The sequence below is a fragment of the Halioxenophilus sp. WMMB6 genome (assembly GCF_033283405.1).
In the GTDB taxonomy this organism is placed as follows: Bacteria; Pseudomonadota; Gammaproteobacteria; order Pseudomonadales; family Cellvibrionaceae; genus Halioxenophilus.
The window spans coordinates 30,354-45,195 of sequence record NZ_JAWMQR010000006.1 but is presented as its reverse complement, the minus strand read 5'-3'; the positions used below and the strand labels follow the sequence as shown (position 1 = coordinate 45,195).

Sequence of the window (14,842 nt, the reverse complement as noted above, 5' to 3'; positions counted from 1 at the left end):
AGGGAGAAGCACACATGTCACTGTTAACACACCTGCGCCCGTTACTGGCGCTACTGTTTATCACCACGCTGCTGTTTGGCTGCCATCACGACGATGAAGAGGAGGACTCCGGCGGCGGTGTTACCGTGGAAAAAGTGAGCGCCTCGGCCCAGGTCACCGATCTCGTCGGGGCACCCATTAGCGAGGTTACCGTTACCATTCGCTCAGCCAGTGACAACAGTGAGTTGGCCAGTGCAACCACCGACGCCAATGGCCAGATTGCCATCGCAGAGCTACCCACCAACAGCGACCTGGTGGCCAGCTTCAGCAAAACAGGCTTTGCCGTCCAGGTTAAGCCCTTCCACACCCCGGAGCAGAACGCTCCACTCCACTTTGCCATTGCCCTGCTGGCCCGCGAGCTGCCCAAAGCGTTTGCCGCCGAGGAGGAGGCCGATGTGGTCGGTAAAGATGGCGCCCGGGTGCAGGTGGCCGCCGACGCCTTTGTCGACAGCGACGGCAACCTGGTCGGTGGCGAGATAGAGGTCTCCATCACGCCTGTTGATATCAGCAGCAAACTGGGCCTGGCGGCCTTCCCCGGCGCCTTCGCCGGTCTGCTCGAAGATGGCAACCAGGTGCCCATCGCCAGCTTTGGCTCCACCGAATTTCACTTCCAGCAGGGCGATGAAGTACTGCAACTGGCCCCAGGTGCCACCGCCACCATCGAGCTGCCCATGTACGCCAGCCAATACCCCAATGGTACCGAGGTAAAAATCGGCGACAAGATTCCGCTCTGGTCGCTCAATGAAACCAGCGGTTTGTGGCAATACGAGGGTGAAGGTGAAGTGATTGCCAGCCCCTACTCCCCGGTGGGCTTGGCCATGCGCGCTACCGCCAGCCATTTCAGTTGGTGGAATACCGACTGGTACCCCAAAGATGAAGAGCTCTTCGATTTCTCCTACGCCGTGATTGCCTATGATACCGACGGCAATGTCATCACCGATTTCGATGGTGAACTGGTCTCGCTGTTCATCTACGTCGGCAGTCCCACAGCACAGGTAGAGACCTTTGCCGTCAGCAACATCGGCGAGACGAGCAGCGGTGAAGTGTTTGAAAGCCTGTGGTGCTTCGAGGCCTCTTACGACTACATCTTTGTCGATGACCAGGGCAGTGAGCGCTCATCGAGTATCGACTCCGATGTCTACTGTAAATATCTCAGCGAACCCACACACATCGATATTCCACTGGTGATGGATCTGGAATTCAAAGTCGACAATCAATTACGCCACACCGCCACCGAGGGCAGCAACTACGCCGCCTGTGGCGATTGGCCGCGCATCAAGGTGCAATCCATCTACCCCTACACGCTCTCCGTCGTCAGCGGGTCACTGCCACCGGGCCTGGAGCTGCAAGAGGATGGCCGCTTAACGGGCACCCCCAATCAGGCGGGCAGCTATACCTTTCAGGTGGATGTGGAGAGCTTTCACAGCGATGGCACGCGGAAGGATTACGACATAGTGATCGACACCATTGAGGTCTCACCGGCGCTGGAGTTTTCCGCCTTTGAACCGCCCTACCTCTACGTCGCCACCCCCATCACCATCGCCGCCTTTGACTACGCTGGTGGCCTGGAACCCTATGAGGTGATTGTGCTCGACGAAGATGGCGCGGTACCCAATGGCATGAACTTCTACAACGGTGTCGCCAGCGGCGCACCTGGACGGCTGATTGTTAACGGCACACCCACCCTCCTCTATTTCGCCAATGTGGCGGCGGTGCTCGAGGATGCAAACTGCGCCAAAGCCTATGCCGGCTATGATCAAGGCGTGATGTGGGGGCCAAAGCCCGCCGGCACACCCGAGCCCGCGCAGGTCAATCGCCCGTTCAGCTTTACGCCGACCAACAGCGAAGGCCCGGTTGACTACTGGGAGATCATTGCTGAGGGTGATGGCCTGCCCGCCTGGGCCGGGCTCAACCCCGACACCGGCGAGATTACCGGCACACCAACGCCCAGCGACGCCAACACCGAAAACCTGGTCTATATGAAAGCGGTGGGCCCCCGACTGGGAGACTACTTTGGTGAGCTCGGTGACATCTACGGCGACTTCCGCCCGGAAGGGATATTCTCCTTCACCCTAAGTGTCTTTATGGCGCCGCCGGAAGTGGTGCCAGTGGGTGAAATCTTTGCGGTCGCGGTTGGCCAGGCGTTCAGCTTTACCCCCACCAACATCGGTGAAGCCGCAGAGTATTGGGAGGCCGACAATCTGCCCGACTGGTTGAGCCTCGACCCCAGCACCGGCGAGATTTCGGGTACACCCGCCGTGGTGGCGAATCACACCGGTATTAACCTGCGCGCGGTCAATGCCGGCGGCAGCAGTGAAACCGGTGAGTTCACCATTACCGTGCTCGCCGGTATCACCGCGCCAGCGCTCTCCGGCACGCCCAGCCCGGCTGCGGTCGGTACGGCTTACGGTTTCACCATCAGCAACAGTGGCGGCAACGCCAGCAGCTGGTCGGCAAGCGGTACCCTGCCGGCCGGTATCAACTTCAACGATGGCACCTTCTCCGGCACCGCCACCGCAGCGGGCAGCTTCGGCGGCATAGTGGTAGAAGCCAGCAACAGCGCCGGCAGCGATACACTCGCGGTGACGCTGGTGGTTAACCCCGGCCAGCAGGCTGAGTTGCAGTTTGCCGACCCAGGCCCCATCAGCAAAGCGCTGAATGAGGCCGCGTTTACCAACCTGGCCAGTGGCGGTTCGGGCAGTGGCGCCATCAGCTACAGCAGCAGCGACACTGCCGTGGCCAGCGTCGATGCGGCCTCCGGTGAGGTCACCTTGGTGAGCGCCGGCAGCACCACTATTACCGCCAGCAAAGCCGCCGACAGTAACTATCTGGCCACCTCGGCAGCCTATCAGCTGGCAGTCACCTCCCCGGTGGGTATCGGTGGCGTGCCGACAGTGGCCCTGCAAAGTTCCTTCTACAGCTGGACGCCAGAGGTGAGTGGCATTACAGCACTGGCCTGGAGCCTCACTGGGGGTGCCCTACCGACATCACTGTCGTTGGATACCGTCACCGGTGAAATTTCCGGCTACCCGAACGCATCCCCCGGAAGCTATGACTTCACGTTGCAGGCTACGGCGGATGACAGCAACACCTACCAGGCGAGCTTTACCATCCAGGTGTTTGAACCCGGTTGCGTAGCCGGTTCGGAGGGATTTTGTAATCTGGTTGCCTACCAGAATAGCCTGACGACCTTCTACTTCGCGGCCGATTACCTGACGGCCCCCACTTGGGCGATCACAGACGGCGAGCTGCCGGTGGGGCTCACCCTGGATAGCGAAGCGGGTACCATCTCCGGTATAGCCACGGAACTGGGTAACTACAACTTTACCCTCAGAGCCAGCGACGGGAGCAGTGAGATCTTCTATTTCATCCAACTGGTGGTTACTGAAGCAGTGCCGCTCTAGCAGTACCCGCTAGCGGTACCTCGCTAAAGGCCGCAGCCCTTGCCATCCGGCAAGGGCTGTTAACGCAGGGCGGCGACCATCTCCGGGTCGCCGTCTTTGGCTATATCTCTGGCCGACAGGCCCATGTTGTTCTTGCGGTTGACCGAGCTGCCGGCCGCCACCAGACGCTTCACTATTGGCAGTGCGTTGGCCTTTACCGCCAATATCAACGCCGTATCCCCCGCCTGATTGCGCACACTCACATCCACCTGCCGCGCCAACAACCACGCCACCACCGCATCGTCACTGCGTGCGGCGGCCGAGTGCAACGGCGTGTTGCCGGCTAGGGTCGGTCGATTGAAGTCGGCCTCTGCGGACATTACGGTCAAGCAGGGCAGGCAGGAGCGGTCGGCGGCGACCGCTGCGGGTGTCACCCCTTCGCGGTCGGGCTGGTCGTCCATCAGGCCCGCTTTCAGCAACAGACGGATCATCTCGGCGTTGGCGTGGTTGGCGGCAAACCAGAGGGCACTGCGCCCCTGGGCATCGCGCGCCACCGGCGAACTGGGCTTGGGCATCGCCTTAATAAAAGCGGTTTGATTGGCCATCGCCGCCACCAGAAAATAGCGGCCAAGGCGCGGTGCCGAGGGTTTGTTGTGCAGACCAAGCGCCTGCAGCAGTTGTTCCGCCACCCCGGTCTGCCCGGCCATCAGCGCCAGCTCCACCGCATCGCGCCCCTGATCCGTCTCGCGATAGGCGTTACCACCCCGGCTGAGCAGCAGCTTGGCAACGGCAACCTTGCCCGATTGCGCTGCCCACTGCAGGGCGGAGAGCTCACCGCTGACCGGCTGCTCGGGATCCAGTCCCAGGTCGAGCAGCGCCGACACCATGCTGACATCGCCCTGGGCGATAGCCGGTGCCAGCAGATTGGAGCCATCGGCCAGGCGCTGGCCGAGCAGCGCCGGGTGGGCTGCGGCCTGTTTGCGCACCAACTCGACATTGCCACCGCTCACTAGGCGCGCCAGCTCGGCGACAGTCACTGCGTCTCCGGTCCACTCCTCGGCAAAGCGCTGCTCACCACCGCCCTTGGTGCGCGCTTGGCCAGGGCCGGGTTTGGCGCCGGCGGCCACGAGTGGCGCCCGCAGTTCGGCCTCGGCCAGGTCGAGGGCGGTCTGCTGCTCACTATTCAGGGCATTAACGGCAATATTCGTCGCCAACAATGGCTGCAGCCACTGTGGCCGCTGGCGCCGCACCGCGTAGTGCAGCAGGGTGTCGCCGTTGGCCAGTTGGCTATTAAGCTTGAGGCCTGCGTGTTGTAACGGTGCCAAAGCCCAGGGTTGATCGGCATCGATGGCGACAAAGCCGGCATTTTTGCCAAAGCGGTCGACCTGATTGGGGTTGGCACCCTGTTGCAACAGCCACTGCACCGCATCGCGGCTGCCTGCGGATAGGGCCAGCAACAGCGCACTCTGCTGGTCGCGGTCGGTCTGGTTGATGTTATCGACCGCCTGCAACAGCTCGGGCAGACGACCAATCTGGTTCTTCTGCGCCGCCGCCAACCACTGCGCCAGTGGGCTTAGAGGTTGGTCGCCACTGACGGTGATTATGTGCTGCTGCGCCAGATAACGCTGGGCGGGCAGAAAGCCCTGGGCCGCGGAGCGCTCCAGCAGCTGTTGGGCCCGGGCGGGTTGTTCGGTTAGCAGCAGCGCCAGGCTGTACTGGGCTTCGGCGTGACTGCCCTGGGCCGCCCGCTCCAGCCAGAGCCGTTCAGCCTTGGCATCGCGCGCCACTCCCCGCCCCAAACGGTAGAGACTGGCCAGTTGATACTGGGCCTCACTGCTGCCAGCCTCAGCCGCCACCCGGTAGAGGCGAAAGGCGGTGTTGTAATCCTCCAAACGCACCGCCTTGGCGGCACGGGACAGATCCACCCCGGATAGCTCCACCGCCTCTGCCGCCAGCACCGGCGGCCCACTGAGCAGCAGGCAGAGAAGCGCCAGGGGCGCGTTACGCCGTACCAAACTTTTCTTGCACATGGATGCCAATCTTCTTCAGGAAGGGGGTGGGCAAAATACCACCGGCACAGACGATAATGTCGTCGTTGCCCAGGCGCTGCCGCCCGGCCACAGTGCTCAATTCAACACTATCGGCGGTGATGTTTTGGACTTCAGAGGACAACAGCAGCTGCAGCCGGCCGTCGGCGGCAAATTCGGCCACACGCTCCCGGTTCTTCTGTTTGGCGCGGCCGAAGGCGTCGCCCCGGTAACTGAGGGTAACGCGACTGCCCGGCTGCTCGGCGATGGCCAGGGCCGCCTCCAGGGCGGAGTCGCCACCACCCACCACCAGCACCCGCCGGCCCCGGTACTGTTCCGGCTCCTGCAGACGATAGATCACCTTGCCCAGCTCCTCTCCGGCGACTCCCAACTTACGCGGCGTGCCCCGCCGGCCCATGGCCAGCAACACGGTGCGCGCCCGAAATTGCTGGCGCTCGGTGTGGATGGTAAAGCCCTCGGCATCGTGTTCGATATTGGCCACCCGCTGCTCGGTTTTGACCGCCAGTTGCTGCTCCTGGGCGACCTGCTGCCAATAGGCCATCAGCGCCTCTTTGCTGGCCTCTTTAAACTGGAATTTGCCTACGCCCGGCAGAGTCGCCGGTGCCGTCATCACCACCTTGCCGCGCGGGTAGTGAGCGATGGTGCCACCGATGCTGTCCTGTTCCAGCACCAGGTAACGCAGTTTCTTCTGCTTGGCAGCCAGGGCGGCACTGAGCCCGGCCGGGCCGGCTCCGACGATGATCAGATCAAAATCACCGCCCTGCCGCTTGCGCGCCATGGCGGCAGCGGCCGTGGCCGCCTGTTGCCCCTGGCTGATGGCATTGCGGATCAGGCCCATGCCTCCCAACTCGCCGGCGATAAAGAGCCCCGGCACGGAAGATTCAAAATCGGAACTGACGGCGGGGATCTCGACGCCGCGACTGGCTGTGCCAAACACCAGGGTGATGGCCTCAGTGGGGCAGGCCTTCTGGCAGGCGCCGTGGCCGATACAGGCCGAGGGGGTGACCAGTTGCGCCCGCCGGTTGATCAACCCCAAAACGTGCCCCTCCGGGCAGGCACTGACGCAGGAGCCACAGCCCAAACAGCGGTTGGGGTCAATCAGCGGGTGCAGGCTGGCCGGCTCCAACAGGCCGGATTGTTCGGCTTCGGCCATACGTGCCAGCGCCCGCCGGTTGCCGTGCCATTGGCGCCAGACCATAGCCCCCATCACCAGCAGTAATACCGCGGCCAGCATCACAATATAACTATTCAACAGAGGTACCCTTGGCTGTTCAACAGCCCAAAACAGTAGGTCAACCACCAATTCTAGCGGCCTCTACATGAGCCGGCCTGGGCAGCTAAAAAGGATTTGCAGAGGTTTAGATATGGATCACAACTCTGTGAAAAACCACACCAACCTTAAGGTTTTCTTAAGGTAGTGTGACTAGGTTTCTGGGGTTTATTAGGCGCAGATCTAACCATGTCGACGTTCGTCTCCACCAGCGATACCGATAAAATAACCAGCCGCTGGCGCAACCACTCTGGCACCTTTTTCACCAGCTTTTGGCTCATTCTGGCCACAGTGGCTATTGGCCTTGGCTGGCTGCAGCGCGATGAGGGTTACCTCAGTGCCGCCAGTGGTACCGGTTACTGGCTGGGCATTGGCGGCGGCAGTGCCATGTTGCTGCTGCTGACCTACAGTCTGCGCAAACGCTGGCGCCTGCTGGCTCGGCTGCTGCCCCTGAAACTGTGGTTTCAGCTGCACATGACACTCGGCATCGTCGGCCCGCTCTGCATTCTGTTTCACAGCAATTACCACCTCGGCTCGCTCAACAGCACCCTGGCGCTGGTCTGTATGCTGCTGGTGGCCGGCAGCGGCGTGATTGGCCGCTTCATCTATACCCGCATTCACTTTGGTCTGTATGGCGAGCGCATTCGCCTGCGCGAAGCCCAGAACGACCTGCAGCTGCTGCGCCAGGAGCTCACCGGCCTGGCCGAGACGCCCGCCCAACAGAGCCAATACGAAGCGGTGGTCAACAACATTCAGCAATTGCTGATGGCCGGCCAACAGTCGAGCCTCTCCTACTGGCGCCAAAAACGGTCCGCCAACCAGCTCTACCGCCAATTGCAAACTCTGCTCGCCAGCCACTCGCTCGATAGCGCTGTGGGCCAGCTGCAGTCACGCCTGATCGCCGACCAGCAGGCGCTGCTGGCCATTTTGCGCAAGCTGCCCGGGCTGCGCCTGTTCGAGCGACTCTTCTCGCTGTGGCACGTGGTGCATATTCCCATCTTTGTGTTGATGCTGCTCACCGCCGCCATCCACGTCTATATTGTGCACGCCTATTAAGATGCGCCGGCTTACACTCTTATTCAGCTTTATGGCGGCGCTGCTTGGCTGGAGCGTTCTGGCCGGCGCCGAGGAGCTTACCCTCAAACAACAGATACTGATGCCCGGGCCACTGATTGCCGGCCACGCCGATATCGAAGCCGACTGTGAAAGCTGCCACACCCCCTTTGCCAAGGAGTCGCTCACCGAGCGCTGCCTGGCCTGTCACGACGATATTGCCGACGACCGCACCAGCAAGAGCGGTTTTCACGGCCAGTCACCCGCCGCCCTGGCTGGCCGCTGCGAAACCTGTCACACCGACCACGAGGGGCGGGAGGCCGACATAGTCGGCATGATGCGCGACAACTTTAACCACCAGTTCACCCGCTTTCCGCTCACAGGCCAGCACCAGCTACTTACCTGCAACCAGTGCCACAATGACGACCAGCCCTGGCGGGAGACCGACAGCCAGTGTCGCGGTTGCCACCAGGAGCAGAGCCCCCACCCGCAGGAACTGGCCGACGACTGCAACGCCTGCCACCAGACTAACCACTGGCAGCAGCTGCTCAGCTTCGACCACAGCCAGACCGACTTCCCCCTGCACGGCCAGCACCAGGAGGTGCCCTGCAACGCCTGCCACCTTGGCCAGCAGTACCAGTTTGCCAGCCAACAGTGCGTCGACTGCCACCGCAGCAACGACATCCACCTGGGCAGCAACGGCAGCGACTGCGCCAGCTGCCACAACGAGCAGGGCTGGGACCAGCTGCAGTTCAACCACGACGACACCGACTTCCCGCTGCGCGGCGGCCACCAGAGCCTCAGCTGTGGCGCCTGCCACACCGGCGCAATCCCGCAAAAAGAGACCCCTACCGACTGCTTCAGCTGCCATAAAACCGATGATATTCACCAGGGGCAGTTTGGCCAGCAGTGCCAACAGTGCCACCGCGTGGCGAACTGGTCGGGTGTGGTGTTCGATCACAACCTGGCCGCCCACTTCCCGCTCACCGGCCGCCATGAAGCACTCACCTGCAACCAATGCCACCGGGGGCCATTGAGCGAATCACTGCCGCGCGACTGCGCCGGTTGCCACCAGGCGGATGATGTCCACCACTCGGCCGATATGGCGCTCTGTGGCACCTGCCACAACACCGACAGCTGGGCCAGCACCAACCGCTTCGACCACGACCTCAGCCAGTTTCCGTTGCTCGGTATGCACCGGCTGGTCTCCTGCCAGAGCTGCCACGTGGGCAACCAGTTCAACCTTAACGACAGCAGCTGCAACGCCTGCCACAGCCACCAGGACCCACATCAGGGCGGGTTGGGCAACGACTGCAGCCAGTGTCACACCCCCAACAACTGGGGCCTTTGGCAGTTTGATCACGGCCAGCAGACCGACTTCAGCCTGACCGGCAAGCACAGCGGCCTAACCTGCAACGCCTGCCACCAGCCCGACAGCGACCCGGCACAAACCAGTGGCGTGTGTGCCGATTGCCACCGGCAACGCGATATTCATAACGGCGAGTTTGGCGACCACTGCGACCGCTGCCACAACACCAGCAACTTTTTCGAACTGCACTTCGAGTAGGGAGAGCCCATGCAACGGATCTTAGGCTTACTGGTTCTGGTCATTGCCACATTGGCGGGGGCCACCTCGGTGGCGGCCCAAACGCAGACCTTCGACCACAGCGGTTTTGGCTTCGACCTGGACAGCAGCCACCAGTTTGTCGCCTGTGAGGATTGCCATAAAAACGGCCAATTCAAAGGCACCCCCACCGAGTGCGCGTTGTGTCATAACCTGAATGGCCTGATCAATGCCACCCCCAAGCCGGTTACCCACATCGCCACTACCGACGCCTGTGACGCCTGCCATCGGGAGAGCGAGTGGCAGGACATCCCTCTGCTTGACCACAGTCAGGTGGTGGGCAGCTGTGAAAGCTGCCACAACGGGGTGGTCGCCGATGGCAAAAACCCCGACCACATAGTCACCAATGAGAGCTGCGACAATTGCCACGTGCCACTCAGCTGGAACCTGGCCCGCTTCAACCATAGCGGTATTGTCGACGGTTGCATCAGCTGCCACGACGGCACCACCGCCACCGGCAAAAACCCCGACCATATTCTCTCCAGCAACGACTGCGAGTACTGCCATCGCGTGTTTGGTTGGCAGCCGGCCGATGTCGACCACAGCGTGGTCATCGGCAGCTGCAGCAGCTGTCACAACGGCACCACCGCCACCGGCAAGGACCCTGGCCATATCACCACCACGGCCGAGTGCGACCTCTGCCACGCCACCGTCGCCTGGGAACCGGCCAGCTTCGACCACAGCAACGTCACCGAGCCCTGCTCCAGCTGTCACAACGGTGTTAACGCCACCGGTAAAACCCCGGATCACGTCACCACCACCGCCGAGTGTGACCTCTGCCACGCCACCGTCGCCTGGGTGCCCGCCGGCTTCGACCACAGCGGCATCACCGAGGCCTGCTCCAGCTGCCACAACGGCACCACCGCCACCGGCAAAACCCCGGATCACATCACCACCACCGCCGAGTGCGATACCTGCCACTCTACCGTCGCCTGGGTACCGGCCAGCTTCGACCACAGTGGCATCACTGCGGCCTGTTCCAGCTGCCACAATGGCGTCAATGCCACCGGCAAGAGCCCGGATCACATCACCACCAGCGCCGAGTGCGACCTCTGCCACTCCACCGTCGCCTGGGTGCCGGCCAACTTCGACCACGACAGCATCACCGGCGACTGCTCCAGCTGCCACAATGGTTCCACGGCCACCGGCAAGGACGCGGGCCACTTCCAAACGAACCAGGAGTGCAACCTCTGCCACACCAAGACCGCTTGGCTGCCCGATATTTTTGTCCACAGCACGGCTAACTATCCGGGCGACCACCGGGCCAGCCTAAGCTGCACGGCCTGCCACACCAGCAACGCCGAAACCATTCCCTGGCGCTTCCCCGCCTACGCGCCCGACTGTGCCGGCTGCCACGCCAACGACTTCGCGCCAAGTGCCCACAAAAAGGTGGATACACCGCTGATTCTCTACACCGCTGGCGACCTGAAAGATTGCAGTGGCAGCTGCCACGAATACACCGATGCCACCTTCTCCACCATTCGCGAATTCCGAACGGGCGAGCACCGTGTACAAGACGCCAGCTTCAATTAAAGGACGCTGGCGCCTGATTGCGATCATGGCGCTGGCTCTCCTACCCGGCTGGAGCCGGGCGGCCAGTGGCGGCCCGTTCGACTGGTACGCCAGCTACGAAAATTATGAGCGCAACCACTTCGCCATAGAGTTGGCCCTCACCAGCACCAATTTCGAGGCGCTGAAAAAACACCTGAACAGCTACCAATACCTGCTGCTCTACCTGCCCGAGCAGCAGTCGAGCCGTGCCACGGCACAACTCAGAATCGGCTTTTTTGCCAGCCGGCAGGAGACCCGGGAATTCATCAAGGCCACCAGCTATTTCATGGCGGGACAGAAGGTGGTGGAGGTGGCGCCTTCGGAGCACCAACAGGTGTTGGCGGCGTTGCGCCAGGATGAGCAGGCAGCCAATAACTTGTGGCTGTTTGCCATCGACAATCGCGCCGATAAGGGAGTGGTGGGCAACCAGAAGCAGCTGCTGGACCAGGCCAAGGAGAACTACCTGAGCCGGCGCTACGACCTGGCCGCGCGCCAATATCTGCTGCTGGCGGCCCTGGCCGATGAGACCACCGCCAACTGGGCCAAGGAGCTGGCGGCGCTCAGCTACGAAAAACTGGGCGAACGCCAGCAGGCGCTGGCCCTTTATGAAGAGTTGTTGGAAGCCTACCCTGCCGGCAACAGCCGCCAGCGTATTGAGCAGCGCCAGCGCAGCCTGGCCACTGCCGCCGACGACAACCCCGCGCCCCTGCGCAGCCACAGCGGTCGCGGCCGCTCGCCCTTCTACAGCCGTGGCGTGTTCGGCCAGTACTACCGCACCATGGAGCGCAGCCAAAGCGACGCGCCGGACCAGGAGGTGCTCTCCCTGTTGAGTACCGACTGGGACTGGCGTGCCACCTGGCATACTCAAGGCCACGAGTTGAGCACCCGCATCAGCGGCTACCACCTCAGCGACCAGCTTGAGGATGGCGATAACGAGTTGGTATTAAAGCGCCTGCAGCTTAACTATCACCACACCGCCAGTGGTCTGGCGGCGGCGCTCGGCCGGCAACGGGAGATCAACACCGGTGTCTTTACCGCCTTCGATGGCGTGCAGATAAGCTACCCCATCACCGACCAGTGGCGGGTGGCCGCCAGCACTGGTACGCCGGTCTATCGCAGTGACGCCCTGGAGGAGCTCGACCACTACTTTTACAGTGTGAACAGTGAGTATGAGTTCAACAAACAGTGGCAAATTAATGGCTATTTCATCACCCAGACGGTGAACAGTGTCACCGACCGCGAAGCCGTGGGTTTGAGTGGCCGCTTTCACAACCCGCGCCTCTCGGCGGCCGTCAACCTCGACTACGACACCGCCTTTGCCGAACTCAATAATCTTCTCGTGGTGGGCAATGCCCATGTGACTAAGCGCCTGCAACTGGCCATGACCTACGGCCAGCAGCGCTCACCGTTTCTGACCGCCTCCAACATTTTAATTGGCCAGGCGGATCTGGATCTGGAGAGTTATTTATCGAACAAGGAGAACCGGGCCAATCTGCTTGACGATGCGCTGCTGCGCACCTCCAATAACCAATATTTTTCGCTTTCGGTGACCACCGAGGTGAATGATCAGGCCCGCTGGGTTATCGACCTCTACGACTCCACCCTCACCGATGTGCCCAGTGCCGAACTGCTGTTGGGCCTGCCCGAGACGGGGAACAGCCCGGACAGCTACCACTACCAAAGTGTGGGCAGCCGCCTGGTGTTTAATAATTTTCTCTGGTTAAACGACAGTACCACCCTCGGCTTGAAACACACCCAGGGTGAAACCAGCAACACCACACAACTGATCTTTAACGAGCGCCTGCGCCTGGGCAGCCAGTGGGTGGTGATTCCCAAATTGCTCTATTCAGAAATCAGCTTCGACGCCAATGACGATACCCAAAAGCTGTTGCGCTACTCGTTGAATGTTACCTACCGCCCCTGGCGCCGTTTGGAGATGAATCTGGAGATGGGCAACGAGGCGATTCACACCAGCGAAAGTAATTTTAATTACGGCAGTAACTATATTTTTGTCGGCTATCGTTTCATCTTGTAACAGCGCCGCACTTAATAGTTTATTTTTCCCTCCTCCGACAACAGCGCATCCTTGGTTTGATAGAGACCCAAATGGTCAATCAGAGGATTATTCAGGCGAATAATTCGCCGCTGGTCGATATTCAACAACTCTAAATTTTTGGCATAGTGCTCCCGCAAAAATTGGGCATAGGCACCCGATAATATCGCCCGCCGCAAGCCCAGCTCGATGCGCGCCGCCAGTGCCACATCGGCTTTATTTACAAAAAAGAGCGCGGCCGAGGGGTAAACAAAGGCGAGGTTGGGTTCAATGATTAAATTGGGGTCGTTGGCGTAGGCTAAATCGTCAACCACCTCGTTGGCGCCGCGCAAAAAACAGTTAAAGCGGCCCCCTTTCAACATATCAAACAGATTTTCGTAACGGGCACTGGTCACAACGCGCAATTGGTTAGCCTGCAAAATGCGAGTATCCGGCCAGTGCGCACCCTGACCAAAGACAATACCTCGGGCATTGACATCCAAGTGGCTGTTGATATTTTCAAACAGCGGCAGATTTTTCTTCTGAATAATACAGATGCGATAACCAAATAGTCCCTGGTCGGTAGCGATGGGGATGGGAATGAGAGAGCTGGCCTCTTCCCGATGTTCATCCACCACCACGTTCATCACGCTCACCTGTTCAAAATGGTGGTCGGCCAATGCCGCCAGCGCGCGTCCCTGGCTGATCTCTGTACTGCGTTTAATTTGCGTTGGACCATAAAGATCCTCGGTCATTGCCAGGGCCATCTGCAACAACGCATAAGTGGAGGGTAGATCGTAATTGCGATACCAATAGGTGATTGTCTCGTTGCTGTTGAGAGTTGGCGCGGGTGTGATGGGCTCAACGTCCGGCGAACCCGCTGCCGCCAATAATGACCAGCAGGCGCAGAGAACGGCCAGCAACCAACACCCGGTTGAGCGCCAAGGCGAGTGGCTTATTACTCCGTCCAAGTGGGCATACTCCAGGTTGGCTCCAGCGACTGTATCAATTGGGCCGGCCCTGATAGATAGGGATTATTCAGTGGGATGTAGTGACGGTTGGGCAGGTCGAGCAGTTTGAGATCCTCCCCCAGGAGCTCATCAAACAGCTGTTGATAGGAGCCGTCATCCCAGGCGCGCAATAGCCCCAGTTCCAGGCGCGCCGCCAACTCGGGGTGCTGGCGGTTAACGTAGATCACCCCCGGCTGAAAATAGTGGATCACCAGATGCTGCTCTATGGCCAGGCTGTCGGCGTGGCTGCGATATTCGGGCACCAGCTCCTGAGCGCCCCGCAAAAAGCAGTCGCACTGGCCCGCTTGCAATAGGTTGAATAGCTCGTTGTAACTTGGCGAGGTAATCACCTGCAGGCCGTTGCGGCGCAAAACCTGAGTATCAGGCCAGGATTCCCCCTGACAGATGGCAATCTTTTTTTGAATCAGATCGTAGCCGGTTGCTACGGCATCGAAGCGGGCCTGATCGCCCTGGCGAATCAGGCAGATGCGGTGCCCAAGCAGCCCCTGCAACGCTGGGAAACGCAAAGTGTAAAAATTGGCGTCTGCCTCTGGCGAGGTAGCCATGCTCACCACATTCAGCTCGTCGCCTGCGGCGAGCTTGGCCAGAGCCTGTTGTGGGCCCATATCAGCACTGCGCACAATTTCGGCGGCACCAAACAGATCCTCGGTTTTCCTCAAAGCCAGGCTCAGCACCTTGTCGACCGGTGCCGTATCGAAATTGCGATTCCAGAGCACCACGGCCTCTGCTGCCTGCACCAGAGTGGTTGGCAGAATGCAGAACAGTGGACAGATTAAAAACCAGCGCCACGGCATGGGGCGGTCTCTCCCGT

Annotated in this window: 9 protein-coding genes; 5 read left to right on the top strand and 4 right to left on the bottom strand. The window is 60.8% G+C overall.

Going from position 1 to position 14,842, the window contains the following annotated elements; all coding sequences use genetic code 11:
• Window positions 1-14 precede the first annotated feature (14 nt).
• Window positions 15-3,443, top strand: a complete 3,429-nt coding sequence (locus tag SBL51_RS14835; RefSeq protein ID WP_317931827.1) for a putative Ig domain-containing protein — start codon at window positions 15-17, stop codon at window positions 3,441-3,443.
• A 59-nt stretch (window positions 3,444-3,502) separates the two neighbouring features.
• On the opposite strand, the gene SBL51_RS14830 is transcribed toward SBL51_RS14835, so the two are convergent.
• Both SBL51_RS14830 and SBL51_RS14825 read right to left on the bottom strand, forming a co-directional pair.
• Complete coding sequence (locus SBL51_RS14830; RefSeq protein WP_317931826.1) at window positions 3,503-5,452, bottom strand: ankyrin repeat domain-containing protein; 1,950 nt, start codon at window positions 5,450-5,452, stop codon at window positions 3,503-3,505.
• Window positions 5,424-6,722, bottom strand: a complete 1,299-nt coding sequence (locus SBL51_RS14825) for an NAD(P)-binding domain-containing protein (RefSeq protein ID WP_317931825.1) — start codon at window positions 6,720-6,722, stop codon at window positions 5,424-5,426. The genes SBL51_RS14830 and SBL51_RS14825 overlap by 29 nt, the downstream gene beginning before the upstream one ends.
• A gap of 207 nt (window positions 6,723-6,929) precedes the next feature.
• On the opposite strand from SBL51_RS14825, the gene SBL51_RS14820 reads away from it, so the two are divergent.
• The 4 genes from SBL51_RS14820 to SBL51_RS14805 are packed head-to-tail and all read left to right on the top strand — an operon-like array spanning window position 6,930 to window position 13,003.
• Window positions 6,930-7,796: a hypothetical protein gene (locus SBL51_RS14820; RefSeq protein WP_317931824.1), complete on the top strand. Its 867-nt coding sequence runs from the start codon at window positions 6,930-6,932 to the stop codon at window positions 7,794-7,796.
• Window position 7,797: 1 nt separating this feature from the next.
• The gene (locus SBL51_RS14815) at window positions 7,798-9,360 is read left to right on the top strand and encodes a cytochrome c3 family protein (protein WP_317931823.1); all 1,563 of its coding nucleotides are present in this window, start codon (window positions 7,798-7,800) and stop codon (window positions 9,358-9,360) included.
• A 9-nt stretch (window positions 9,361-9,369) separates the two neighbouring features.
• The gene (locus SBL51_RS14810) at window positions 9,370-10,950 is read left to right on the top strand and encodes a hypothetical protein (RefSeq protein ID WP_317931821.1); all 1,581 of its coding nucleotides are present in this window, start codon (window positions 9,370-9,372) and stop codon (window positions 10,948-10,950) included.
• Window positions 10,925-13,003, top strand: a complete 2,079-nt coding sequence (locus SBL51_RS14805; RefSeq protein WP_317931820.1) for a hypothetical protein — start codon at window positions 10,925-10,927, stop codon at window positions 13,001-13,003. The genes SBL51_RS14810 and SBL51_RS14805 overlap by 26 nt, the downstream gene beginning before the upstream one ends.
• Window positions 13,004-13,014: 11 nt before the next feature.
• On the opposite strand, the gene SBL51_RS14800 is transcribed toward SBL51_RS14805, so the two are convergent.
• Both SBL51_RS14800 and SBL51_RS14795 read right to left on the bottom strand, forming a co-directional pair.
• The gene (locus SBL51_RS14800; RefSeq protein ID WP_317931819.1) at window positions 13,015-13,971 is read right to left on the bottom strand and encodes a hypothetical protein; all 957 of its coding nucleotides are present in this window, start codon (window positions 13,969-13,971) and stop codon (window positions 13,015-13,017) included.
• Window positions 13,959-14,825 (bottom strand): transporter substrate-binding domain-containing protein, encoded by an 867-nt coding sequence (locus tag SBL51_RS14795; protein ID WP_317931818.1) that lies wholly within the window; start codon window positions 14,823-14,825, stop codon window positions 13,959-13,961. The genes SBL51_RS14800 and SBL51_RS14795 overlap by 13 nt, the downstream gene beginning before the upstream one ends.
• Window positions 14,826-14,842: the final 17 nt, after the last annotated feature.

Coding starts and splice junctions, on each gene's coding strand:
- SBL51_RS14835 (WP_317931827.1), top strand. CDS start 15: ATGTCACTGTTAACACACCTGCGCCCGTTACTGGCGCTACTGTTTATC.
- SBL51_RS14830 (WP_317931826.1), bottom strand. CDS start 5,452: ATGTGCAAGAAAAGTTTGGTACGGCGTAACGCGCCCCTGGCGCTTCTC.
- SBL51_RS14820 (WP_317931824.1), top strand. CDS start 6,930: ATGTCGACGTTCGTCTCCACCAGCGATACCGATAAAATAACCAGCCGC.
- SBL51_RS14815 (WP_317931823.1), top strand. CDS start 7,798: ATGCGCCGGCTTACACTCTTATTCAGCTTTATGGCGGCGCTGCTTGGC.
- SBL51_RS14810 (WP_317931821.1), top strand. CDS start 9,370: ATGCAACGGATCTTAGGCTTACTGGTTCTGGTCATTGCCACATTGGCG.
- SBL51_RS14795 (WP_317931818.1), bottom strand. CDS start 14,825: ATGCCGTGGCGCTGGTTTTTAATCTGTCCACTGTTCTGCATTCTGCCA.